Origin of the sequence: Streptomyces albiaxialis, from assembly GCF_039530985.1 — a bacterium.
GTDB lineage: Bacteria > Actinomycetota > Actinomycetes > Streptomycetales > Streptomycetaceae > Streptomyces > Streptomyces albiaxialis.
Window position 1 is genome coordinate 168056 of sequence record NZ_BAAAPE010000016.1, and the last position, 22878, is coordinate 190933.

The 22878-nt window shown below is 74.6% G+C and carries 21 protein-coding genes and 1 pseudogene; 9 read left to right on the forward strand and 13 right to left on the reverse strand.

Features of this window, described 5'->3' with window-relative positions; translation table 11 throughout:
- Window positions 1–21: 21 nt before the first annotated feature.
- On the reverse strand, window positions 22–981 hold the full coding sequence (locus ABD343_RS32240) for an aminoglycoside phosphotransferase family protein (protein ID WP_344533315.1): 960 nt from the start codon (window positions 979–981) through the stop codon (window positions 22–24).
- A gap of 65 nt (window positions 982–1046) precedes the next feature.
- Window positions 1047–2615 (reverse strand): right-handed parallel beta-helix repeat-containing protein, encoded by a 1569-nt coding sequence (locus ABD343_RS32245; protein WP_344533317.1) that lies wholly within the window; start codon window positions 2613–2615, stop codon window positions 1047–1049.
- Window positions 2616–2781: 166 nt separating this feature from the next.
- Between ABD343_RS32245 and ABD343_RS32250 the strand changes: the two genes are divergently transcribed.
- Both ABD343_RS32250 and ABD343_RS32255 read left to right on the forward strand, forming a co-directional pair.
- Entirely contained in the window at window positions 2782–3444 is a 663-nt protein-coding gene (locus ABD343_RS32250; protein ID WP_344533318.1) for a 4'-phosphopantetheinyl transferase family protein, read from the forward strand.
- Window positions 3445–3491: 47 nt separating this feature from the next.
- Window positions 3492–3728 (forward strand): LapA family protein, encoded by a 237-nt coding sequence (locus tag ABD343_RS32255; RefSeq protein ID WP_344533320.1) that lies wholly within the window; start codon window positions 3492–3494, stop codon window positions 3726–3728.
- Window positions 3729–3841: 113 nt separating this feature from the next.
- Here ABD343_RS32255 and ABD343_RS32260 read toward each other — a convergent pair whose 3' ends face one another.
- Window positions 3842–4087, reverse strand: a complete 246-nt coding sequence (locus tag ABD343_RS32260; RefSeq protein WP_344533322.1) for a hypothetical protein — start codon at window positions 4085–4087, stop codon at window positions 3842–3844.
- A 212-nt stretch (window positions 4088–4299) separates the two neighbouring features.
- Here ABD343_RS32260 and ABD343_RS32265 point away from each other — a divergent pair, with 212 nt between their 5' ends.
- Together ABD343_RS32265 and ABD343_RS32270 are read left to right on the forward strand one after the other, a co-directional pair.
- Window positions 4300–5223 carry an arginase family protein gene (locus tag ABD343_RS32265; protein WP_344533324.1) on the forward strand — a complete coding sequence of 308 codons (924 nt, stop codon included), beginning with the start codon at window positions 4300–4302 and terminating at the stop codon, window positions 5221–5223.
- Between the two features lie 122 nt (window positions 5224–5345).
- The gene (locus tag ABD343_RS32270) at window positions 5346–7325 is read left to right on the forward strand and encodes a DUF5107 domain-containing protein (protein WP_344533326.1); all 1980 of its coding nucleotides are present in this window, start codon (window positions 5346–5348) and stop codon (window positions 7323–7325) included.
- A 144-nt stretch (window positions 7326–7469) separates the two neighbouring features.
- Here the strand turns inward: ABD343_RS32270 and ABD343_RS32275 are convergent, their stop codons facing one another.
- Genes ABD343_RS32275 through ABD343_RS32290 form a run of 4 tightly spaced genes read right to left on the reverse strand, consistent with a single transcriptional unit; the run spans window position 7470 to window position 10735 of the window.
- Window positions 7470–7829 (reverse strand): VOC family protein, encoded by a 360-nt coding sequence (locus tag ABD343_RS32275; protein WP_344533327.1) that lies wholly within the window; start codon window positions 7827–7829, stop codon window positions 7470–7472.
- Window positions 7830–7861: 32 nt separating this feature from the next.
- Complete coding sequence (locus ABD343_RS32280) at window positions 7862–8686, reverse strand: methyltransferase domain-containing protein (RefSeq protein ID WP_344533328.1); 825 nt, start codon at window positions 8684–8686, stop codon at window positions 7862–7864.
- Between the two features lie 46 nt (window positions 8687–8732).
- The gene (locus ABD343_RS32285; protein WP_425578328.1) at window positions 8733–10286 is read right to left on the reverse strand and encodes a bifunctional phosphatase PAP2/diacylglycerol kinase family protein; all 1554 of its coding nucleotides are present in this window, start codon (window positions 10284–10286) and stop codon (window positions 8733–8735) included.
- Window positions 10283–10735 (reverse strand): CBS domain-containing protein, encoded by a 453-nt coding sequence (locus ABD343_RS32290; protein WP_344533330.1) that lies wholly within the window; start codon window positions 10733–10735, stop codon window positions 10283–10285. Before ABD343_RS32290 ends, ABD343_RS32285 begins: the two co-directional genes overlap by 4 nt.
- A 280-nt stretch (window positions 10736–11015) precedes the next feature.
- On the opposite strand from ABD343_RS32290, the gene ABD343_RS32295 reads away from it, so the two are divergent.
- A complete protein-coding gene (locus ABD343_RS32295) occupies window positions 11016–11879 on the forward strand; it encodes a SigB/SigF/SigG family RNA polymerase sigma factor (RefSeq protein ID WP_344533332.1) in 864 nt (287 codons plus the stop codon).
- Between the two features lie 56 nt (window positions 11880–11935).
- On the opposite strand, the gene ABD343_RS32300 is transcribed toward ABD343_RS32295, so the two are convergent.
- Window positions 11936–13150 carry a PAS domain-containing protein gene (locus ABD343_RS32300; protein WP_344533334.1) on the reverse strand — a complete coding sequence of 405 codons (1215 nt, stop codon included), beginning with the start codon at window positions 13148–13150 and terminating at the stop codon, window positions 11936–11938.
- A 122-nt stretch (window positions 13151–13272) separates the two neighbouring features.
- Between ABD343_RS32300 and ABD343_RS32305 the strand changes: the two genes are divergently transcribed.
- From ABD343_RS32305 to ABD343_RS32315, 3 genes are all read left to right on the forward strand, one after another.
- Window positions 13273–14073 (forward strand): ANTAR domain-containing response regulator, encoded by an 801-nt coding sequence (locus ABD343_RS32305; protein ID WP_344533336.1) that lies wholly within the window; start codon window positions 13273–13275, stop codon window positions 14071–14073.
- A 125-nt stretch (window positions 14074–14198) separates the two neighbouring features.
- Window positions 14199–15335: an aminotransferase class I/II-fold pyridoxal phosphate-dependent enzyme gene (locus ABD343_RS32310; RefSeq protein ID WP_344533338.1), complete on the forward strand. Its 1137-nt coding sequence runs from the start codon at window positions 14199–14201 to the stop codon at window positions 15333–15335.
- Window positions 15336–16562 carry an MBL fold metallo-hydrolase gene (locus ABD343_RS32315; RefSeq protein ID WP_344533340.1) on the forward strand — a complete coding sequence of 409 codons (1227 nt, stop codon included), beginning with the start codon at window positions 15336–15338 and terminating at the stop codon, window positions 16560–16562. It begins immediately after the preceding gene.
- Between the two features lie 79 nt (window positions 16563–16641).
- Here the strand turns inward: ABD343_RS32315 and ABD343_RS32320 are convergent, their stop codons facing one another.
- Window positions 16642–17310, reverse strand: coding sequence for a DedA family protein (locus tag ABD343_RS32320; RefSeq protein WP_344533342.1), 669 nt, complete (start codon window positions 17308–17310; stop codon window positions 16642–16644).
- On the reverse strand, window positions 17307–18083 hold the full coding sequence (locus ABD343_RS32325; protein ID WP_344533344.1) for an MBL fold metallo-hydrolase: 777 nt from the start codon (window positions 18081–18083) through the stop codon (window positions 17307–17309). Before ABD343_RS32325 ends, ABD343_RS32320 begins: the two co-directional genes overlap by 4 nt.
- Window positions 18084–18298: 215 nt before the next feature.
- Here ABD343_RS32325 and ABD343_RS32330 point away from each other — a divergent pair, with 215 nt between their 5' ends.
- Window positions 18299–20488 carry a phage holin family protein gene (locus ABD343_RS32330; RefSeq protein WP_344533345.1) on the forward strand — a complete coding sequence of 730 codons (2190 nt, stop codon included), beginning with the start codon at window positions 18299–18301 and terminating at the stop codon, window positions 20486–20488.
- On the opposite strand, the pseudogene ABD343_RS32335 reads toward ABD343_RS32330, so the two are convergent.
- From ABD343_RS32335 to ABD343_RS32345, 3 genes and pseudogenes are all read right to left on the reverse strand, one after another.
- Window positions 20443–21489: pseudogene (locus ABD343_RS32335) on the reverse strand (fatty acid desaturase family protein); the annotation flags it as partial. The gene ABD343_RS32330 and the pseudogene ABD343_RS32335 sit on opposite strands and share 46 nt — an antisense overlap.
- Window positions 21490–21632: 143 nt before the next feature.
- Entirely contained in the window at window positions 21633–21908 is a 276-nt protein-coding gene (locus ABD343_RS32340; RefSeq protein ID WP_344533867.1) for a YrhK family protein, read from the reverse strand.
- 99 nt (window positions 21909–22007) lie between these two features.
- Entirely contained in the window at window positions 22008–22814 is an 807-nt protein-coding gene (locus tag ABD343_RS32345; RefSeq protein ID WP_344533347.1) for a helix-turn-helix domain-containing protein, read from the reverse strand.
- Between the last annotated feature and the right edge of the window lie 64 nt (window positions 22815–22878).

The window sequence follows — 22878 nt, forward strand, 5'->3', positions numbered from 1 at the left end:
CAGGGGCAGGCGGCGGGCCGGTCAGAGTCCGGCGACGTCCGCGAGGATGCGGGCCTGGCGGAGGAGGGTGACGCTGTTGTCGAGGGTGTCGTCCTCGTCGACGGACCACAGGGCGTATTCGATGTGACGCGCGACCGACCAGGCCCGCACGCGGTCCCGGTCCTCGCCCAGCGCGTCCGCCACGAGCGCCGTGCGGTGGGCCAGCACGGCGTGCGGGTCCGGCTTCGCGAACGGGTCGTCGACCTGCTCTATCAGCGGCCAGGGCTCGAAGGCCGGGTCGCCGGTGAGCGGGTGCGGGTCGATCGCCAGCCAGGGCGCGCGCTCGGCGGCCATCAGATTGCCGGGGTTGAAGTCGCCGTGGACCACCACCTCGCGCCGGGTGCCGCGCGGCAGCTCGCGGAAGAGCCCGGCGCCGAGCCGGAAGAGGCCCGCGTCCAGCTCGGGCGGCCAGGTGCGGGACGCCTGCTCCTCGGCCAGGTCGGCCCATTCGGCGGTGAGTTCGCCGACGGTCTCCAGGCCGAGGGTGCGTCCCTCGGCGAGGTCGGCGCGCCAGAGTTCGCGCATGACCTCGCAGCCGAGGAGCAGCCGTTCGTCCGCCGGGATGTGGGTGGACCGGCCCAACTCGGTGCCGGGCTCGCACCGTTCGAGCAGCAGCGCGTAGTGCTCGGGGTCGTGTGCGTGGACCCGGACCGCCCCGCGGCCGTCCCACAGTCGCAGTGTCGGTCCCTCCGGCACGGCCTCGCGGTGGGGCCAGGTCACCTTGAGCACGGCGGGGGAGCCGTCGGCGCGCTCGACCGGCGCCACCCATGACGAACTCCCGCCGTGGTACGGGGCGCCGAGCCGCAGCTCCCACTGCTCCCGCATCCGTTCCACCAGCGCGGGCAGCCCGGCCAGCCACTCCCGTCCGCTCTCGGTCCGGCGCATCTCCGTCATCACGGGCAGGGTCTGCGGGAAGAGCTCGTACGGGGTCACGGATGTCACGGGCGTGCCTCTCTGGGATCCACGCGAAAGTGATCACCTGGTGACCGGGTGGGATCGGCCAGGGATCACCGGGGACCGCCATGGTAGGCACCCAAGTCCGGCGTATCCGGCACGGGGTTGCCGAAGTAGTCCCGTCCGCCGTCGTCCGGCACGGCGACGCCCGCGCCGAGCGCCGGGGAGCCCTTCAGCAGCGCGATGCCCTCCGGCGAACCCGGTGTCGTACCGCCCGCGCCGCCCGTGAAGAGCGGGTCGCCGGTCGCCGCGCCGCCGTCGCCGGAGGGGACCTGCGGGACGCGGAAGTAGAGGTTGTGGTCGAAGGTGTTGGGCGCGGCGGAGACGGCCGATCCGCCCGGGGCGCCCGCGAGGACGTTGTTGCGGAACGTCACGCCGCCGGGTCCGTTCCCGCTGACCAGCGGCGTGCCCTCGACGCCGGTCGCGATCGTGTTGTTGTGGACCAGGGTGCGGGTGGAGGGCCCGCAGACGACGGAGACGACACCGTAGGGAGCGGAGCGGTTCTGGTCGTCGAGGCTGACGTTGTAGCGGACGGTGTTGCGGTCGGAGGTCATGCCGTCGCCGTTGCAGACGAGGAGGAAGCCGCCCTCGTTGTCGTGGCTGTAGTTGTACTGGATGACGTTGCCGTTGTTGCCGCCGTCGATGTCGAAGGCCTGGGAGTCCCGGGTGCCGTGGCCGCCGGAGACCTCGTTGAACTGGGTCACGACCCGGTCCGAGTTCCAGGACCAGACCCCGGCGTTGTAGCCCGCCGAGCGCATGTTGAAGCCGTGCACGCGGTTGTGCTCGACGCGGGCGCCGACCGCGTTGTGGGTGACGATGCCGTCGCCGCCGACGTCCCGTACGTCGTTGCCGCGCACCGCGAGGCGGGTGATGGGGGCGAACGTGGTGCCGGGCCCGTTCGGGTGTTCGGGGCGCTTGCCCCAGGTGGAGGCCGTGCCGATGCCCGTACGGTCGACGTGCGCGACGGAGTTGCGGCGCACCGTCACGCGGTCGAACGCGGTCGGCCGCTTCTCGCCCGCCGCCGCGAAGAGGATGCCGCCGGAGCCCTCGACGTCCTTCACGTCGGCCCCGTTCACGTCGCGGACCTCGTTGTCCTCGACCACGTAGTGCCGGCCCATCCCGTGGTCGGTGAGGCGGACGAGGATCCCGGCGCGGGGCTCGGTCGTGGTGGCGGGGCCCTTGTTCGTGACCCTCAGGCCGCGCAGCTCCCAGCCCTCGACGTTCTCCAGCAGGACCGCCGCGCGGGCGCCGCCGCCCGCGATCTCCGGCCGCGCCGCACGCCGCTCGCCGCGGGCGGCGCGGTCCCCGTACGCCCCGGCGCGGATCGGGGCCTCGGCGGTGCCGGAGCCCTTGGGGGCGAAGGTCCCCAGGCAGCGGGTGCCGCGCGCGAAGAGGACGCGGTCGCCGGGCGCGTACGTGCGCGCGCTCGCCTTCGCGAGCGTGCGCCACGCGGAGCCCTGGCCGGTGCCGGGCGCCGAGTCGTCGCCGTCGGCGCAGTCCACGTAGTACGTGGTGCCGGATCGCGCAGCCGCCGTCGAGGGGGCGGCGGCCGGCGGGACGAGCGCGGCGGCCGCGACGGTCGTGACGGCCGCGGCGGCGGCGAGTGCCGAGCTGCTGCGCATGCGCATGGGCCCTCCCGGGTCGGGGACCTGCAGGGTGCCGTCCGGGGCGGGGGAGGGGGAAGGGACAAACGCGGGGCGGGACTTGGACGTTTCGCGGCCCGCGACGGCCGCTCCAGACCGCTCCAGGTCGCTCCAGGTTCCGGACACGCTCAGGTAAGTTCTCCCTATGATCACGAGCCTCCGCGTCCTCCGGGTGTCCGCGCATGTCGCGGAGGCGAGGACCCCTTCCGCGTACGCCACGCTCTCCCGGGACGAGTGCGACCGCGCCGAGGCGTTCCTGCGGGACGCCGACCGGGACCGGTATCTCGTGGCGCACACCGCGCTCCGCCGCGAGCTGGGCACCCACCTCGGGGTCCCGCCCGGCGAGGTCCCGCTGACCCGGGCCGACTGCCCGGTCTGCGACGGCCCGCACGGCCGCCCGTCCGTCGCCGGGGACCCGGTGCACTTCTCGCTCTCGCACGCCGGTGACCTGGTGCTGATCGCGCTGGCCGACGAGACGGTCGGCGTGGACGTCGAGGAGCACCCGGGCGCGAAGACCGTCGCCGAGACCACGTCCGCGCTGCATCCGCGCGAGCGCGCCGAGCTGGAGGCGCTGCCCGAGGCCGCGCGCCCCGCCGCGTTCGCGCGGTGCTGGACGCGGAAGGAGGCGTACCTCAAGGGCACGGGCACGGGCCTGGCCGAGGACCCGGCGCTGACGTACGTGAGTACGCTCGGCGCCCCCGCCGACCCGCCCGGCTGGCGGCTCGCGGACGTCGAGGTCCCGGAGGGCTACGCGGCGGCCTCGGCCCTCGCCACGGACAGGCCCCCGGAGCGGCCCCTCACCCGGTAGGACCGGCCCGCCGGGCGGCGGGCCGCCGGGGTCCCCAAGGTGGAGCCATGAGCCCCAAGACCTCCGGGACGCGTTCCCGGGGCGGCTCCGGCCGCCTGATGACCACGGGCCGCGTCACGCTGGGCGTGATCGTGGTCCTCGCGATCGTCTTCATCTTTGAGAACACGCGCCAGACGAAGATCCGGCTGCTGATCCCCGAGGTGACGATGCCGCTCTGGATGGCCCTGCTGGGCATGGGCGTGGTCGGCTGGCTCGCGGGCCAGTTCATGATCCGCCGCCGCTGACCCGCTGCCGCTGCCCAACCGCCGCTGACCCGCTGCCCAACCGCCGCTGAGGCAGTATTACGGGTGCCGGTGCCGGTGCCGGTGCCGGTGCCGGTGCCGCCGCCGGTGCCGCGTCAGTCGTCCGCCTGGCCGTCCCCGTCGAAGGCGGCTCCCACGAGGCCGTAGCCCGCGCCGTAATCGTCGGCGTTGATGATCGTGTCGTCGTAGGCAGGCGTGAGCCCTCCGCATCCGAAGGCGGGCGCACAGGTGTCCACGGTGCCGTCTCCGTCGCTCGCCGCCGCCGTGCCGCCCGTGAGCCCGACGCCGCCTCCCGCGACCACGGCCACCGCGACCGCCGCCGCCAGCTTCCTCGCGCGCATGCGTACCCCCTCGTCCTGTACCGGATCGGAAGTGGCATGGTCCGTGGCGGGCGCGGAGGGCCGCGAGGTGTTTCGGTCGGGCCCGAAACCGGCGGCCCCGCTCCCCCCGGGGCGGCCCGGCCTCGGCGCTCCCGCCCGCCCGGAACGCCCCGCACCCGGCGAGCAGGCGAAACTTCCGCCACTCGAACACCGGAGCGAGACATAATGCGGGCATGAGTCGTCGCACCGTATTGATCGAAGCGCCCTCGAACCTGGGCCTGAAGCCGCCCGTGCCCGGGAGCGTGCCCGGGTGTGCCAAGCTCGCCGGGGCGCTGCGCGAGCAGGGGCTGCCGGGGAGGATCGGCGCGCTGGACGGCGGGGTCGTCGTGCCGCCGCGTTACGACAGGGGGGACTGGAAGCCCGGCGACGGGGTGTTCAACGCCGCGCAGCTCGCCGCGTACACCCCGCGCCTCGCCGACCGGATCGAGCGGCACGTGCGCGTGGGCGACTTCCCCGTCGTCCTCGGCGGGGACTGCTCCATCGTGCTCGGCTCGGCGCTGGCGCTGCGCCGCCTCGGGCGCTACGGGCTGGCGTACTTCGACGGCCACGACGACTTCCGCCACACCGGGAACGCGCCGCACGTCGGCGCCGCCGGGGGCGAGGACGTGGCGCTGGTGACCGGCCGCGGCCAGGCGGACCTCACGGACCTGGAGGGGCTGCGCCCGTACGTACGCGACGAGGACGTGCACCTCCTCGGGCTGCGGGACGCGGAGAACGAGCCGGAGAACGTGTTCGACGAGCTGACCTCGCTGGGCATCGCGCACACGGCCGTCGCCGTCGTCCGCGAGAAGGGGCCCGAGGCGGTGGCGCGGGAGGCGCTCGCGCGGCTCGCCTCCCAGGAACTCGACGGCTTCTGGCTGCACATGGACGCCGACGTGCTCGACCCGACGGTGCTGCCCGCCGTCGACAGCACCGAGCCGGGCGGGCTCTTCCCGGACGAACTCCGCGCGCTGCTGCGCCCGTTGGCCGACTCGCCGCGCTGCGTCGGATTCCAGCTCACGATCTACGACCCGGACCGCGACCCGGAGGCCGAGGGCGCCCGGCTGCTGACGGATCTCGTGGCCGATGTGCTGGGGGACCTCTCGCCCGTGGCGTGAGACGGGTCCCGCAGCCAGCCGGAATCGGCTCTGGCGAAGCGGGACCGAAGCGTGTTCCATGGTCATCGGGGGTCCCGGTCAGGCGGCGGCGCCCATGAGCGAACGACCGAAGCGAGGTTGCCGTGGCCACGACCGTACGACGCAGCACCCGGACCCTTCCCGCCGCGCCCCTCGGCCCGGAGAACCCGCTGCCCGCGCTGCTGCCCCTCGACGAGGCGCACACCCTCGACGAGGAGGAACGGGCGGGCCTGCCACCCGGAATGGCCCGCCAGGTCGGGTACGGGCCGCTGCGCTCGGTCCTGCCCGTCCGGCTGCGTGACGGCTTCTCGCGCTCGCGCACGCCGCTCGCGCTCGACACGATCGTGATCGAGAACGAGCGGCTGCGCGCGACCGTGCTGCCCGGCCTCGGCGGCCGTATCGCCTCGCTCTTCCACAAGCCCACCGAGCGCGAACTGCTGTACGTGAACCCGGTCTTCCAGCCCGCGGACTTCGCGCTCAACGGCGCCTGGTACTCGGGCGGCGTCGAATGGAACATCGGCGCGACGGGCCACACGACGTTCTCCTGCGCGCCGCTGCACGCCGCGCAGGTGCCCGCGCCGGACGGGGACGGGCAGATGGTGCGGCTGTGGGAGTGGGAGCGGCTGCGCGACACCCCGTTCCAGGTGGACCTGTGGCTGCCCGACGAGAGCGACTTCCTGTACGTCGGCGTCCGGATCCGCAATCCGCACGACCGCGCCGTCCCGGTCTACTGGTGGTCGAACATCGCGGTCCCCGAGGACCCGCACACCCGTGTCCTCGCCCCCGCCGACCACACCTGGTACTTCGCGTACGAGCGCAGGCTCCGCCGGATACCGGTGCCCGAGTGGGAGGGCGTCGACCGGACGTACCCGCTGCGCAGCGAGTTCCCCGCGGACTTCTTCCACGAGGTGCCGGACGGTTCCCGCAAGTGGATCGCCTCGCTCGACGCCGAGGGGCGGGGCCTGGCGCAGACCTCGACCGATCTGCTGCGCGGCCGCAAGCTGTTCGTCTGGGGCTCGGGCCCCGGCGGGCGCCGCTGGCAGCGCTGGCTGACCGAGGACGGCACGCCCGGGTACGCTGAGATCCAGGCGGGCCTGGCCACCACCCAGCTCGAACATGTCGCGCTGGAGGCGGGCGGCGAGTTCGCCTGGCTGGAGGCGTACGGGCCGCTGGCAGCCGACCCCGCGACCGTCCACGGGCCGGACTGGACCGCGGCGCGCGGGCACGCGGAGGAGCGGCTGGAGGAGGCGCTGCCGCGCGCCGCCGTGGACGCCGCGTTCGCCGCGTGGCGCCCGCACGCCGACGAGGAGCCCAAGGGCGAGCCCCTGGCCGCCGGTTCGGGCTGGGGCGCGCTGGAGGTGGCCCGGGGCGGATACGCGCTGCCGGGCACGCCCTTCGACCCGTCCACCCTCGGGCCCGAGCAGCGCCCCTGGGAGGAGCTGCTGCGCACCGGCGTGCTGCCGGACGGCGACGGCGCGGGCACGGTCCCGGGGCCCACCCTCGTCTCGCCCGAATGGCGCGAACTCCTGGAGTCCGCCCAGCCGCAGGCCGCCCGCCGCGCACACGAGCTGGACTACCACCTGGGCGTCGCGCAGTGGCACGCGGGCGACCGCTCGCAGGCCGTACGGAGCTGGGAGCGCGCGGTCGTACGGGGCGGGGAGTGGCCCGCGCTGCGCTGCCTCGCCGTGGTCGACCTGCGCGAGGGCCACACCTCGCGCGCGGCCGAGCGGTATCTCGCCGCCGTCCGCGACGCCAGGGAACGGACGCCCGAGGCGTCGGCGGCGCGTGCCGCGCTCGCGCGCGAGGCCGTCGCCGCGCTGCTGGCGGCCGGGCGGCCGGACGACGCCGAGTCCGTGCTGGACGGGCTCGACACCGAGACGCGGCTGCGGGGGCGTTTCCGGCTGCTGCGTGCCCAGGTCCTGCTCGCCCAGGGCGAGACGAAGGCGGCACGTGCCGTGTTCGACCAGGGGTTCGACGTCGATGATCTGCGCGAGGGCGAGGAGGCCCTCAACGACACGTGGGCCGCGCTGACGGCCGATCCCCTGCCGGCCCGTTACGACTTCCGGATGCGGCCGACGTCGTAGGCCCGCCGTGCCCAGGGGCAGCCTCTACCTGTTGCCGGGAAGGGGCTGCCCCTTGCCGTTCGTCGCGGACCGCGGGCGCGTCGGATCGCCGGCGCGTCTCGCCTGGTCGCGCGGTTCCCCGCGCCTCTGATCGGTGAAGCCCCGCTAATCGGTGCCCGGGCCCTGACGGTCCACGTACTCGAAGACGCTGCCGTCGGGATGCCGGGCCACCAGGTTGCGGCCGATGGGCGTCGGCTTGGGGCCCGCGATGATCTCGGCGCCGACCGTGTGGAGATCGACCAGGGCCTCGTCCACGTCCTTCACGGCGAGCGTGGCGGCGATCTTGCGCAGCACTTCGAGGTGCCCCTCGGGCCCGCTCATCAGGAAGAAGGGGCCGACGGCGGCGACGGCGACGGGGCCGTTCTGGAAGCGCACGGCCTCCGCGTTGGCCAGTTTCTCGTACACCGGCACCGCCGCGTCCAGATCGTCGACACAGACGCGCAGCGAAGTCCCCAGAATATCCATGCCGACCAGCCTAGTTGGGGTCGCGGGGCACGTCAGGCACGGCAGAGGATCTCGCCGTTGACGACGGTGAACCAGGCGTCCGGGTGGGCTCCCCAGGCGCGCCAGGTCTCCGCGATCCCGGCCAGCTCCTCCGCGCTCGCGTGGCCGCCGCCGACCGCGACGTCCGCGTACGTGGAGGCGACGGTGCGCTCGGCCCACAGGCCGCTCCACCACGCGCGCTCCTCCGGCGAGGCGTAGGTCCAGGTGCCGGTGGTCACGGTGACGTCGGTGAAGCCCGCTTCGCGCGCCCAGGCGTGTAGCCGGCGCCCGGCGTCGGGGACCCCGCCGTTCGCCCGCGCCACCCGGCGGTAGAGGTCGAGCCACTCCGCCATGCCGGGCACCTCGGGGTACCAGAGCATGCCGCCGTAGTCCGCGTCCCGTACGGCGACGAGGCCGCCCGGCGCGCAGACGCGGCGCATCTCGCGCAGCGCGTGCACCGGGTCGCCGACGTGCTGGAGCGTCTGATGGGCGTGCACGACGTCGAACGTGTCGTCCGGGTACGCCAGATCGTGCACGTCGCCCGTCTCGAACGTGAGGTTCCACAGCCCGCGCTTCTCCGCCTCGGCGCGGGCCAGGTCCAGCACGCCCTCGTCCGCGTCGAGCCCGATGACCGCTCCCTCGTGGGCGAGCGCGGCGAGGTCGGCGGTGATCGTGCCGGGGCCGCAGCCGATGTCCAGGAGGCGGGAGGTGGGCTCGATGTGGGGCGTCAGGTACGCCGCGGAGTTGGCGGCGGTGCGCCAGCGGTGGGAGCGCAGCACGGAATCGTGGTGACCGTGGGTGTAGACGGCGGTTTCGGCCGCCTCGTGTGCGTGTGGCATGCACGTACGATCGCGTACGTCTCGCTATGCGAGCAACGGTGTTTCATTATTCGGACTGCATCGGCCGGTAGACCGTCAGCGCCTCGTGCTCCTTGGTCAGCAGCAACCGCTCGGGCGCGGGCGCCACTTCGCCGTCGTACGCGAGGGACGCGCCGCGCGGGATGCCCGTGATGAGCAGCCGCCGCAGCATCGCCGCGTTCCGCCTGTGCCGGTGCCCCAGCACGCCGCCGAGCGCCGACCACAGCAGCCGGGTGCGGGCCCAGTGGCCGCCCCGTACCACGCGGACGTCCAGCAGCCCGTCGGCCAGGTCGTGCCGCCGTACGGGCGCCAGGCCGACGCCCCGGTAACCGCAGTTGCCCGCGAACAGCAGCCACAGCGTGCGCGGATGCCCGGCCAGGCCCGCCTCGACGGGCCGCGCGTTGCGCAGCACGTGCCACGCCGCCAGCAGGACGGCGGGCCCCGAGCCGATCCGGTCCGCCCACCGTTCGCGGACGCGCACCAGTTCGGGATACGAGCCCAGGCTGAAGGTGTTCACGAAGACGCCGCCGCCGTCCGCCGCTCCCTCAGCGCCCGCCGGGTCGGTGAACCGGCCGAGGTCCACGGCGACCGCCTGGCCCGCCGTCACCGCGTGCCGTACGTCGTCCGCCGTCTCGATGCCCAGGTCCGCGGCGAAGTGGTTGCGGGTGCCGCCCGGCAGCACGGCCAGCGGGACGCCGTGCCGCACGGCGGCACGCGCCCCCGCGTTCACGGTGCCGTCGCCGCCGCAGACGCCGAGCGCGCCCCCCGCGGCGGCGGCCTCGCGCGCCGCCGTGTCCAGCGCCTCGGCCAGGTCGTCGGTCCCGGGGTCGCACAGCACGGTGCCCGCGCCGGGCAGCGCGCCGCGCAGCGCGGTCAGCACGCCGGGCTCGTCCTCCGTCCCGCCCGCCCCGTCGGCCCCGGACGTGGAATTGGCGACCACCGTCAGGCCCGTACCGTCCGGGAGCGCGGGGGCCTCGGCGACCGGGCGCGCGGGCGCGGGCAGTTGGGAGCGCGAGGGGGCGAGGCCGCGTACGGCGAACGCCGCGCCGACGCCCAGCGTCATGCCCGCCAGGACGTCGCTCGGGTAGTGGACGCCCGTATAGACGCGGGAGAACGCGACGGACGCGGCGAGCGGAGCCACCGCCAGGCCCCAGCCGCGCGACTCCAGCGCCACCCCCGCCGCGAAGGCCGCCGCCGACGCGGAATGGCCCGAGGGGAAGGAGCTGGTGAAGGGCTGCCGGTGCAGTCGCCGCACCAGCGGCACCGCGTCCAGCAGGGGCCGCTCGCGGCGCACGGAGCGCTTGGCGAGCGTGTTCACGGCGAGGGAGGCCAGGGCCAGCGAGGCCGTGCCGCGCAGCGCGGCGCGCCGCGCGCGCGTCCCTCCCGTCGCGCCGAGCCCCGCCGCCACCGCGAACCACAGCCGACCGTGGTTCGCGCTGCGGCTCAGCCGGGGCAGCACGCGCTCGGCGCCCGGCCAGTGCCGCCCCGCGACCAGATGGAAGGCGGCGCGGTCCCAGGCGGAGTACAGCCCGCGCAGGGTGCGCGGGCTGAGCCGCCGCTCGGTTCCCCTCAGGGGGCTCACGGCGTCCAGTTGAGCGCTCCTTCCTCGGTCCAGGTGTCCGGCGCGGCCCGGCTGATCTCGGCCAGCGCCGAGTCCGGGTCCCGCTCGCGCGCCAGGTCACCGATGCTCACCATGCCCGTCAGCCGCTCGTCCGCGACCACCGGCAGCCGCCGTACGGCGTGCGTCCGCATCAGTCCGACGGCGGCGTCGATCTCCGCCTCCGCGTCGACCGTCACCGGGTCCGGGGTGCACACCGACTGGCAGGTCACGCTCAGCGGATCGACGCCGTCGGCGACCGCGCGCAGCGCGATGTCCCGGTCGGTGAGGACGCCCAGGAGCTGGCCGTCCCTCGCCACGAGCACGTCCCCGATGTCCTGGGCCCGCATGAGCTGGGCGGCCTCGACGAGCGAGGCGTCCGGACGCACGGTGGTGGCGGCGGGTGTCATGACTTCCCGTACGTACGTTGCCATCGTGATCAGCCTTCCCCTGATGGGCTGTCCTGTTCTTCCGGCACTCGCGGAGTCCCGGGGTTCTGGAGGGGGGTGGGTACCCGCGCGCGAGGGATCGACACTCGCCCCGTTCGTGCCCGTGGGACGTTTGCCGCCCGGAGAGCCGGGCACCCGGAATCTCGTGCTTCGGAATGCAGGCACATCCGCGGGAGCGTCCTGTGCGTCATCACACGCCCCGCTGTCTGCTCCCGCGGTGACTGGAATGTCCGATCTCCGTCACCTGTAGGGGAGAGCACAGGAAATGACCGTACGACCGCGTACGAAGCGTGCAAGGCACCCTCACGACGACGCCCCCGACACAGCGGCCGACTTCCGGCGTATCGCTGAACTGCCGGACGGCGAGGAGAAGGAGGAGCTGCGGCAGCGGGTGGTGCGGGCGTGGATGCCGATGGCCGGGCGGCTGGCCCGGCACTTCCGTAACCGCGGCGAGGCGCTGGAGGACCTCGAACAGGTCGCCGCGCTCGGCCTCGTGAAGGCCGTCGCCCGCTACGACCCCTCGCGCGGATGCGCGTTCGAGAGCTTCGCCGTCCCGACGATCGTCGGCGAGGTCAAGCGCCACTTCCGCGACCACATGTGGGGGCTGCACGTGCCGCGCCGCGTGCAGGAGCTGCGCAACCGCGTACGCTCCAGCCAGCGCGAACTCAGCCTGACGCAGGACGGGCGCAGCCCCTCCGTGCGGCAGATCGCCGAGCACAGCGGCATGACCGAGGAGGACGTCCTCGTCGGCATGGAGGCGCTGGAGAGCTACAGCACCCTGTCCCTCGACGCCGAACTGCCGGGCGCCGACGACGGCTACTCGCTCGTGGACACCCTGGGCGGGCCGGAGCCCGGCTTCGACCAGATCGTCTACCGCGAAGCGGTGAAGCCCCGCCTCCGCATGCTGCCGGAGCGCGAACGGCGGATCCTCTACATGCGCTTCTTCTGCGACATGACGCAGAACCGCATCGCCGAGCAGCTCGGCATCTCACAGATGCACGTCTCCCGGCTCATCAGCCGTACGTGCAGCCAGATCCACCGCGAGGTGGAGAACGACGCCCCGTGCCCCGAGCTGCCGCGCCAGCGCGACCGCCGCGTACGGCGCCGGGCCGTCGCACACGCCCACTAGGGAACGGGCCGCGGACACCGGAGGCCGGCGCGACGGGCGGCCTCCGGTCCCCCGGCTCACGACCACCGGTGCAGCGCGAGGGCCAGATGCCGGGCCATCCGGGACACCGCCCCGGCCTCGGCCATCGCGAACGGCCTCCGGCCCCCGGTGCGCAACAGCGTCAGCGCCCCGAGCACCGTCCCCGACGGCAGCTCCAGTGGTACGCAGACGAGCGAACTGGCCTCCGTCCTCACGAGGACGGGGGCCCCGCCCTCGTCCTGGCCGAGCACCCCCGGCGCCTCGGGCCGCACCTGGAGCGCCTCGCGGCCCCGCTCCACCGCGTCCACGACGAGCGGCACCCGCGCCGGGTCCTGGGCGGCGACGGCCTCCCGCACCGCCGGATCGGCGTCGCAGGAGACCCGTACGGCCGCGCGGCGCAGCGGGCCGTCCGCGTCGGTGCGGGTGTCCACGACCACCCAGTCGGCGAACCGCTCCTGGAGCACCGCCGCCGCCCGCTCCACGGCCTCCTGCGCCGAGGCGGCCACCAGCAGCTCCGAGGCCATGTCGTCGACCAGGTCCAGCAGTTCCGCGTGGCGCGTCATCTCCGACAGCGCGGGGGGCCGCGTGACCAGGTCGCCGTGGACCGGGGCGCCGTCGACGCTCACCTCGCCGTCCACGTCGCCGGGCGGGCGGGTCGCCGGCGCCGCCGCGTTCTGCGCGGCGAGCTGGAAGACCGCGAGCACCGCGCTGCGCTGCTCCCGGGGCGGGCGCAGCGGCGTGAGGGTGGCCCGCAGCTCGCCCCCGGCCGGGTTCTCCGGGTCCGGCACGCCCAGCAGCCGCACCCGCAGGCTCCGCGCGCCCTCCCCCCGGGCCACGGCCGCCACCTGGGAGCGGAACGCCGCCCGCACGCCGTGGTTGAGCGCGCCGGTCAGCGCCCGGCCCGAGGCATACCCCGGGCGGATCGCGAACAGCTCGGACGCCGCCACGTTCAGCCTGCGCACCACGCCGTCCCGGTCGAGCAGCACGACGGGCATCGGCAGCCGCTGGAAGAGCGCGCGCAGGAGCTGCTGCTCGCGGGTGTCCGGGTGCTCGCCGCCGCCGTGCCGTCCCGACGCCGCCAGGAGTTGCACGTACCGGGGCCACAGGACGTCGACCACGTGTTGGAGTTCGAAGAGCGCCGCGTCGAGGGCCGACATCGGCTCCCCCTGCGGCAGCGCGCGCGCCGACTTGAGCTCTTCGACCCTCCTGCGGAAATCTGCGAGCTCGGAACCGTATTCCTCTACCCCGGCCATGGGGTTCAACGTATCCGGACGGAGCCCCTTCGGACCCCGTCTCGCAGCTTTGGCCAAGAATCTAGGTCAAGCTGAGGGGATACGACCGTTTTTCGATCTCCTGGACGGGGCAGCCGTGCGCCATGAGGTACTCCCGGCACACCCCGCACCCGTCCGGAGCTGCTGAAGAGACGCAGCTCGACCCGGACGAACGGGCCCCGGGAGAAGCCTCCCTCGGCCGGAGCCTCGCCACCGTGGCCGAGCAGACCGCCCGGTTCAGCCCCGACTGCTGTGGCGCCATCGCCACCCTCACCGACGACACCGCCGCGTCCGCCGCCGAGCCGCCGGACGCCACCGGGCTGCCGGACGGGCCCGGCGAGGTGGCGGCCACCCACCCCGACCTGGCCGCGCTGGTCGCCGTGCAGCGCGCCTGCGGCGACGGGCCGCTGCTCACCGCGCTGGAGACCGGCCGCCCCGCGGGCGGCGACGATCTGCTCACCCTCGACCGCTGGCCCGACTACCGGGCCAAGGCGCTCGACTCGGGCCTCCGCTCGTGTACCACGCTCCCGTACCGGCGCGACGGGCTCACGCTCACCCTCACCGTCTGCTCCTTCCGCCCCAACCGGCTGGACGAGGCGGTCCGCAGCAGCACCGCGCTGCTGGGCGAGCTGGCCGCCTCCGTCCTGGTGCGCGAGGTGCGCTACCAGGCCGCGCTGGAGGAGGTCGAGCAGCTCGACTCCGCGCTGCGCTCCCGGCCCGTGGTCGACCGGGCCTGCGGCATCGTGATGGCCGTGACGGGCTGTGACGACGACGAGGCGTTCGCCCTGCTGCGCACCCTCTCCCAGCGCGGCAACCGCAAGCTCCACGACATCGCCGAGGCCATCGTGCGCACGCGCGGCCGCGGCCTGCCCGACAAGCTCCGCAAGCTCGGCCGTTGGCCGTAGGCCGCCGCACGGGTGGCGGCGGCGGGGGAGTGTCGGCGCTCTCCGCCGTCACACCCTTCTGCCAAGGTGTACGGATTGCAAGGGTTGTCTGACGTACACACAGGCAGCGGCGGAGGCAGGGACGGATGCGGCGCACCGACCAGGACCGGGCCGGAACCATCGGCACCATCGACGTGGAGGCCAGCGACTTCTGGAACCGGCGCGGCATGCGCACGGACCCCACCCAGGTGGCCGCGGCGCCCGGCGCCCCGCTGCTGCTGCTCGCCGTGCTGGCGGCCGTCGGGGGCGGCGTGCTGCTGCCCCGCCCCTGCTCCGCGTGGTTCGCGCCGCAGGCCCGGCTCCTCGGCCGCCCCGTGCGCGGAGTGCCGGTGCCCGCGGAGTGCGGCGGCGTGCCCGACCCGTTCGCACTGCTGGAGACGGTGCGCCGGGCCCGCGAGGAGGGCGACGAGCCCCGGCTGCTGGTGCTCTCCGTCGCCGACGACGTCACGGGCACGGCCGCGCCCCCCGAACTGCTGCACGAGGTGTGCGAGGCGGCGGCCGGCGAGGGCCTCGTGCTCGTCAGCGACGAGAGCTGGCGCGACACCTCGCACGACCCGCACGACACGGTGACCGTCAGCCCCGTCGAGATGATGGAGGGCACCCCGCACGCGGACGCCGTCGTGGTCCTCGCCGCCCTCGGCGCCGCGCTCCTCGCGCCCGGGCTGCACGCGGGCGTCGCGCGCTTCCCCGCCCACGGCAGGGGACGGGCGCTCGGCGAGGAGGTCCGCGGGATCCTCGCCGCGCTCCACACCGAGCTGTCGGACCCGGTCGCCGCCGCGGCGGCCGAGGCGCTCTCCGAGCCGGAGGACGAGCGCCGCAGACGCGCCGAGGCCGCCCGGCTGCACGGCGAGCGGGGCGCCGCGCTGTGCCGGGCCGTCACCGACGCCGGAGCCCTGTGCCGCCCGCCGCACGCCGGGCGGCATCTCTACGCGGACATGGAGCAGGCCCGTTCCCGCCTCGCCGCGCGCGGTATCACCGACGCGGCGGGCCTGGAGGCCGAGCTGGTGCGCCGCCTCGGTCCGTACGCGGACGGGGGCCACCGCTTCGGCGACGATCCGCGCGCCCTGCGCGTCCGGCTCGCCACCGACGTCCTCGCCGAGGTGCGCGGGTCCCCTCTGACCACGCAAGATGGTCGGGCCGCGCAGGAATCACTCGGCGCGGCCCAGGCGTTGGTCACTGTGCAGTCGGTGCTCGCGGATCTCACGGATGGGAGCCCTCAGTAGATGACCGAACGGACCGAGCGGACCGGACAGACCGAGCGAGCCGGGCAGACCGAACGGACCGGACAGGCCGAGCGGATCGGAGAGGCCGAGCGGATCGGACAGACCGGCGAGCGCGCCGGGCGTTCCGAGCGCGCCGGGCGCTCAGGGCGGCCCGAGGTGCCCCCCGAGGGCGGCGGAAGCGGCGAAGCGGCTCACACGCACCTGCTGACGATCTCCCCGCCCCCTTCGCGCCCCCGCCCCGCCGAGCGCTCCGAGGCGCATCCGCTCGGCGCGAAGCGGCTGTGGCCCCGCTCGTTCGCCGACCGGCTCACCTCGCCGCTGCCCGGCGTGCGCGCGATGGCGCGGATGGCCAGGGAGGGCGCGATGCGGCCGAGCGCGGTGGCGCTGCGGGAGGAGATCCCCCGGCTGCCGTTCGCGCCGGGCCCGCTCCCCGAGCCCGACGCCGACACCCTCGCGGTCACCTGGGCGGGGCACGCGAGCTGGGTCGTGCGCATCGGCGGGCTCACGGTCCTGACGGACCCCGTCTGGTCCCGGAAGATCCTCGGCACCCCGGCGCGCGTCACGCCCGTCGGCGTCGCCTGGCAGGACCTCCCGAAGATCGACGCCGTGGTCATCTCCCACAATCACTACGACCATCTCGACGCCCCCACCCTCAAGCGCCTCCCGCGCGACACGTATCTGTTCGTCCCCGCGGGGCTCGGCGACTGGTGCCGCAGACGGGGCTTCACGACCGTGACCGAGCTGGACTGGTGGGAGGGCGCCGAGCTGCCCGCCCCCTGGGGCGCCAAGGTGCGGTTCGACTTCGTCCCCGCGCACCACTGGTCCAAGCGCACCCTCACCGACACCTGCCGTTCCCTGTGGGGCGGCTGGGTCCTCACCGACCGCCACGGCCAGCGGCTCTATTTCGCGGGCGACACGGGTTACGGGCACTGGTTCTCCGAGATCGGCCGCCGCTACCCCGGCATCGACCTCGCGCTCCTCCCCATCGGGGCGTACGACCCGCGCTGGATGCTCCGCCCCGTCCACACCGACCCCGAGGAAGCGGTGCTGGCCTGCCAGGACGTGGGGGCCCGCCGGATGGCCCCGATGCACTGGTCGACGTTCCTGCTCTCGGGCGAGCCGCCCCTCGAACCACTGCGCCGGGTGCGCGCGGCCTGGGCGGACGCGGGCCGCCCCCGCGAGGCGCTCTGGGACCTGCCGGTCGGGGCCTCGCGCGTCCTGGAGTAGCGGTGGCCCCGCAGGCCTCGGGTCTCAGGTGTCAGGTTCAGGCCTCAAGGCTCAGGCCTCAAGGCTCAGGCCTCAAGGCTCAGGCCTCTGGGGCCGAGGCCCGTTCGCGGCCCCTGGCGCGCAGGCGACGCCAGACCGAGGGCGCGGCGCTGATCACCAGGGTGAGGCCGACCGCCGCCGCGATCCCCTCCCACGGCTCGGGGAAGAGGGCCCCGCCCGCGATGCCGATCAACTGGTAGGCCGCCGCCCAGGCCAGGCACGCGAAGACGTCGCCGCGGGCGAACGTCCGTAGCGGCATACGGGCCAGCAGGCACGCCAGCATGACCGGGATCCGCCCCGCGGGCACCAGCCGGGACAGCACCAGTACGGCCACGCCGTGCTCGCGCAGCTTGCGGTCCGCCTGCTCCAGCCGCTCGGGCGCGGCGCGCTCCCGCAGCGCCGCCAGCCAGCGCGAGCCGTTCTTCGAGCCGACCCCGCGCTTGCCCAGCCAGTACAGCCCGATGTCCCCGAGGAACGCGGCGAACGCCGCGACCCCGAACACCGTCAGCAGCGAGAAGACCGGCAGGCTCTGGTGCAGCGCGACCACGGCGGCGCCGGAGACCAGCGCGCCCGTCGGCACGACGGGCACCAGCGAACCGACGACGACCAGCAGGAAGAGCGAGGGATAGCCCACCGCCTGCTGTGTCGCCTCCGGCGGCGCCACCACCTGCCGCGCCACCACGTCCGCGATCTCGGAGAGGCTCGTCACCGGGCCTCCTCCAGCCGGACGCTCTCCCCGTGCCCCAGCAGATGCACCGCGACCTCCGGTGCGGGGACGGCGGCGAGGCGGACGAACTCGGTGCCGGGGGAGTGGAACTCGTGGGGCCGCACGGCGTCCATGCCGATCGGCCAGTACGTGCCGTAGTGCACCGGCACCGCGCTGCGGGGCCGGAGCCGGGCCAGGGCCTCGGCGGCGCGGCCCGGGTCGAGATGGTGCTCGCCGAGGAACGGGCCCCAGCCGCCGACCGGCAGCAGCGCCGTGTCCACGGGACCCACGGCCTCGGCCATCCCGTCGAAGAGCCCGGTGTCGCCCGCGAAGTACGTACGGGCCTCGCCTTCGACCACGTATCCCAGCGCGGGGGAGGCGTGCGGCCCGATCGGGAGCCGCCGCCCGTCGTGCGCTGCGGGCACGGCCCGTACGGTCACGGGGCCGACGCGGACCTCGTCGCCCGGCGCGACCTCCCGCAGGTCCAGCAGCGGCGCCAGCCGCCGCAGCCCGGGCACGGCGCGCCGCGCGCCGCGCGGCAGCACCACGCGGGTGCCGGGCGCGAGGCGGGCCAGCGAGCCGAGGTGCAGATGGTCGGCGTGCAGGTGGGAGACGAGTACGGCGTCGGCCAGCGCCGCCGACGGGGGCGGGAGCGCGCCGCGCCGTCTGCGCAGGTGCGCGAGGCGCCGCACCAGCAGCGGGTCCGTCAGCACCGTGACGCCCGAGTCCCGCACCGTCGCGGTGGCATGGCCCCACCAGGTGACCTCGACCGCCACGGGGCTCCCTCCGCCGCGCCGCTTCCCGGACGCGCGCCCGCGCGCCCCTTGCACGTACGAGCGTAAGCGCGCGGCGGCGGGCGCGGGCCGCGCGGGGTCCCACAGGGTCGCGCGGGGGTCGCCGGGAGTTATCCACAGCGCCGTCCGGCCCGGTGGCGGACTATGAAAAAGTGGACGAAGTCCCGCGGGCGCGGGGCGATGGAGGTGGGCGACGCATGCGGGTGGGATGGCGGGGCCTCGGGGCGACCCTGCTGCGCGTCGGCGCGGTCTGGGCGGTCAGCACGCTGACCATGCTGCTGCTCGCCGGGGCGCTGCCCGATTTCCGGCTCCAGTCGGCGGACGGGGACAGCGCGACCGTCATCGGCATCACGGCCGCCTCGGGCGCCGGGGCCTTCGGCCTGCTCAGCGCGCTCGTCTGGCCCGTGCTGGTGCGGGCCCTGCTGCTGGTGCCCGCGCTGGTGCTGGGTCTGCTGGTCTTCTTTCTCAACGGCTCGCTGCTGTGGCTCGCGCTCTCCCTGATCCCCTACGGGCGCGGCACCGCCGATCCGACGACGGCGGTCGTGGTGGCCGCCGCGATGTCGGCGGCGTCCTCGGCGACGAGCGGTTTCCTCGCCGTCCACGACGACGGGGCGTACCGGCGCAGGCTGGCCCGGATCGCGGGCCGCAGGCGGCGCCGCGAGGGGCGGGCCGAGCTCCCGGACACCCCCGGCGTGGTCTTCCTCCAGCTCGACGGCCTCGGTTACGGGGTGCTGAGGGACGCGCTCGAACCGTCCGGCGGGGCGCCGCCGCTGATGCCCGTCGTCGCCGCGATGTGCGGCAGCAGCCACCGGCTCACCCCGTGGCGCACCGACTGGTCCAGCCAGACCGGCGCCAGCCAGCTCGGCATCCTGCACGGCAGCACGGAGGACGTGCCCGCCTTCAGGTGGTACGAGAAGGAGACCGGCGAGGTCATGGTCAGCAACCGGCCGACCAGCGCCGTCGAGCTGCAGCGCCGCGCCGTGGAGCGCACCGGCGACAAGGGCCTCCTCGCGCTGGACGGGGCGAGCAGGGGCAATCTGTTCACCGGCGGCGCAGCCCAGGTCGCGCTCGTGCTCTCCACCTCGGCGCGGCGCGGCAAGGAGACCCGCTCCCGCGCCGGGTATTTCGCGTATTTCTCGGACCCCGCGAACGCGACGCGTACCGCCGTGTCCTTCGTCGCCGAGGTGGCGCGCGAGATGTGGCAGTCGACGCGGGCGCTGGCGCGGCGCGAGCGGCCGCGCGTGGGGCGGGGCGGGCTCTATCCGTTCGTGCGGGCCTTCGCGACGGTCGTCGAGCGGGATGTGGTGGTCGCCGCGGTGCTGGGCGACATCCTCAGCGGCCGTACCGCGGTCTACGCGGACCTGGTGGGGTACGACGAGGTGGCCCACCACTCCGGCCCGCGCGGCCGGGACACCCACCAGGTGCTGCGCAGGCTGGACCGTTCGGTCGCGCTGATCGCCAAGGTCGCCGAGCGCGCCCCGCGCCCGTACCGGCTGGTGCTGCTCTCGGACCACGGGCAGAGCGAGGGCGAGACGTTCGAGGGGGCCTATGGCCTGACGCTGGAGGACCTCGTCCGCGCGGGCTGCGGGCTGCGCGTCCCGCGCCGGGCCCGGCGCACCGTCAGCGGCTGCGAGGCCCGCGCGGCGGCGCGCGCCGCGCTGCACCGGCCCGAGCCCGAGGACCCCGCCACGGACGCGGCGGGCGCCCCGCGCCGGGGCACCGGGCCCGTGGTGCTGGCGTCGGGGAACCTGGGCCTGGTCTCGTTCCCGGACGAGCCGGGCCGGACGAGCCGTGAGCGGATCGAGGCGCTCCGGCCCGCGCTGCTGCGGACGCTCGCCGAGCATCCCGGCATCGGCTTCGTGCTGGTCGAGAGCGAGGAGCACGGCCCCGTCGTCCTGGGGCGCGGCGGCGGCGAGCGCCGGCTCGCGACCGGCGAGGTCGTCGGGGCCGATCCGCTGGAGCCGTTCGGGCCGGGCACGGCCCGGGCCGTGCTGCGCACGGCCCGCTTTCCGAACGCGCCCGACATCATGGTCAACTCGTCGGTCGACCCGGAGACGGGCGCTGTCCACGCGTTCGAGGAGCAGATCGGTTCGCACGGCGGGCTGGGCGGCGAGCAGAGCCACCCGTTCCTCCTGTCACCTCTGGAGCTGTCGCCGCCGACCGAGGAGCCGGGCGCCCCGCTGGTGGGCGCCGAGGACGTGCACCGGGTGCTGCGCCGCTGGCTGGACGAGTGCGCGGCGCCGCGTCCCGGCGTCGCCGTTCCTCACTTCGACGCCGACGAGGTCTCCGGGACGGAGTCCGTGTCCGGGCGGGAGTCCGGGGCGGGGCCGGAGCCCGAGCCCGCTGTCTCCGCCTCGCGAATAGGGACGCCGACCTCGCGCAGGTGACGCAGGGCCTCCCTCCAGGAGGCGACGAGCCCGGTCTCGTGGTACGAGACGCCGATCTCCGCGCAGTACGCCATGACGATGGGCCGCGCGCGGCGCAGATGCGGGCTCGGCATGCTCGGGAAGAGATGGTGCTCGATCTGGTAGTTGAGCCCTCCCAGCGCGATGTCGGTGAACCAGCCGCCCTTCACGTTGCGCGAGGTCAGCACCTGGCGGCGCAGGAAGTCGGGCCGCTCGTCGCCCTTGAGGGTGGGCATGCCCTTGTGGTTGGGCGCGAAGATCGAGCCGAGGTAGACGCCGAAGACGGCGTGGTGCAGGAAGAGCACGGCGAAGGCCATGCCGACCGGCAGGGTCAGGAAGAGCAGGCCCAGATAGGCGGCCGTGTGCGCGAGGAGCAGCCCGCCCTCCAGCCGCTTGCGCTTCATGTGCGGCTCGCGCAGCGCCCGGAAGCTCGACACATGGAGGTTGAAGCCCTCCAGCGTCAGCAGCGGGAAGAAGAGCGCGGCCTGGTGGCGGCCGATGAACCGCGGCAGCCCCTTCGCCTCCCGCGCCTGGTCCTTCGACCAGACGAGGATGTCGGGGGCCACGTCGGGGTCCAGCTCCTCGTGGTTCGGGTTGGCGTGGTGGCGGGTGTGCTTGTTCATCCACCAGCCGTACGACATGCCGATGCCGATGTTGCCGACGACGCGGCCCGCCAGCTCGCTGGCCCTGCGGGAGCGGAAGACCTGCTTGTGCGCGAGGTCGTGGGCCACGAGCGCCATCTGCCCGTAGGCCAGTCCCAGATATACGGCGACGGCGAGCTGCCACCAGCTCTCACCCACGGTGAGGAGCGCCGCGACGCCTCCCGCGAACGCGAGTCCGACCACGCTGAGCCGTATCGCGTAGTAGCCGGGCCTGCGTGCCATCAGCCCGGCCTCGTTGATCCTGTGCGTGAGCCGGGAGAAGTCACTTCCCTGGGTGCGGGCCCGGGGGCGGGACGGTGGTGCCTCGATCGCTGTCGTCATGCGTACCAGCCTTCCGGCACCGCATGGGGCGCTGACAGCCGTGCAGCACGCCTGTGGGGGTGGGGCTGGTACGGCCAAGGGGGTGGTGCTGGGTACACCCCCGTCTAGTCATCATTACCTAGGGGATGCCACGATTCCGCAGGTCAGAAGTCCTGCGAGGATTCCCGCCCGGCGGCGTCGGACGCGTCGTCGCGCAGCCGCCCCAGGTGGACCTGGCGGGCGAGCCGGATGGCGGGGCGGACCAGCAGCTCGATGCTGCCGAGGAGGAAGCACCAGATACCGGTCCTCTCCCACCCGGACGAGAAGAACATCACGCTTCCCGCGATGAACCAGAGCGCGACCAGGGCGTCGTTGACGATGCTGGCGGCCTCGTACCGCCGTCGGACGACCAGTTCCTCCTTGCCGATGCGGAGGGTCAGGCGCGGTCCGTGCGGTGGTGCGGGGAACTGTCGGCCATGGCGGCACCATAACGGTCATGGTGGGTGCAACCGGGACACCTCGGTCGCCCGGATCAGGGCTCAGGTGCCCACCGCCTCCTGGAGCGCCTTGGCGGTCGCCGGGTCGGCCGGGAGGAGGGTCTCCACGGCCAGTTCGGAGACCGTCACGTCCACCGGGGTGTTGAACGTGGCGATCGTCGAGAGGAACGAGAGGACCTCGCCCCCGTGCTCGATCTGCATCGGCAGGGCGAACGGGCTCCCGTTCCCCGTCCGTTCCGCGCGCTCCTCGCTGCCCGGGGGCAGGGGATACGCCTCGACCTCCTCGTACACCGCGCGCAGTCCGGGCGAGCGGTGGAGGGCGAGTTGGCGGCTCATCTGGTCGAGCAGATGGCCGCGCCACTCGGGCAGATTGCGGATGCGGGGCGCCAGGCCCTCCGGGTGGAGGGTGAGCCGCATCGCGTTGAGCGGCGGCTCCAGCAGATGCGGGGCGACGCCCTCCGCGAGCGTGGCGACGCCGCGGTTGGCGGCGATCACGTCGTAGACCCCGTCCACGACGATCGCCGGATACGGCTCGTACGCCGCGACCATCCGCTCCAGGTGGCCGCGCAGCGTGCCCAGCGAGGGGTCGTCGAGGGGCGTGGCGGGGAAGGCGGGCGCGAAACCGGCGGCGAGCAGCAGCGCGTTGCGCTCCCGCACCGGGACGTCGAGGGTGTCGGCCAGCCGCAGCACCATCTCGCGGCTGGGCGCGGTGCGGCCGGTCTCGATGAAGCTGATGTGGCGCGCGGAGGAGTCGGCGCGCAGGGCCAGTTCGAGCTGGCTGAAGCCGGCGCGCTCGCGCCAGCCGCGCAGCAGCGTGCCGAGGGGGCGGTCGTCCGGGGGTGCCGTCATGGACCAGACGGTAACCGAAGGAACGTGGCAGGCTGGAAGTGTTTTCAGGAGTGCGGAACCCACC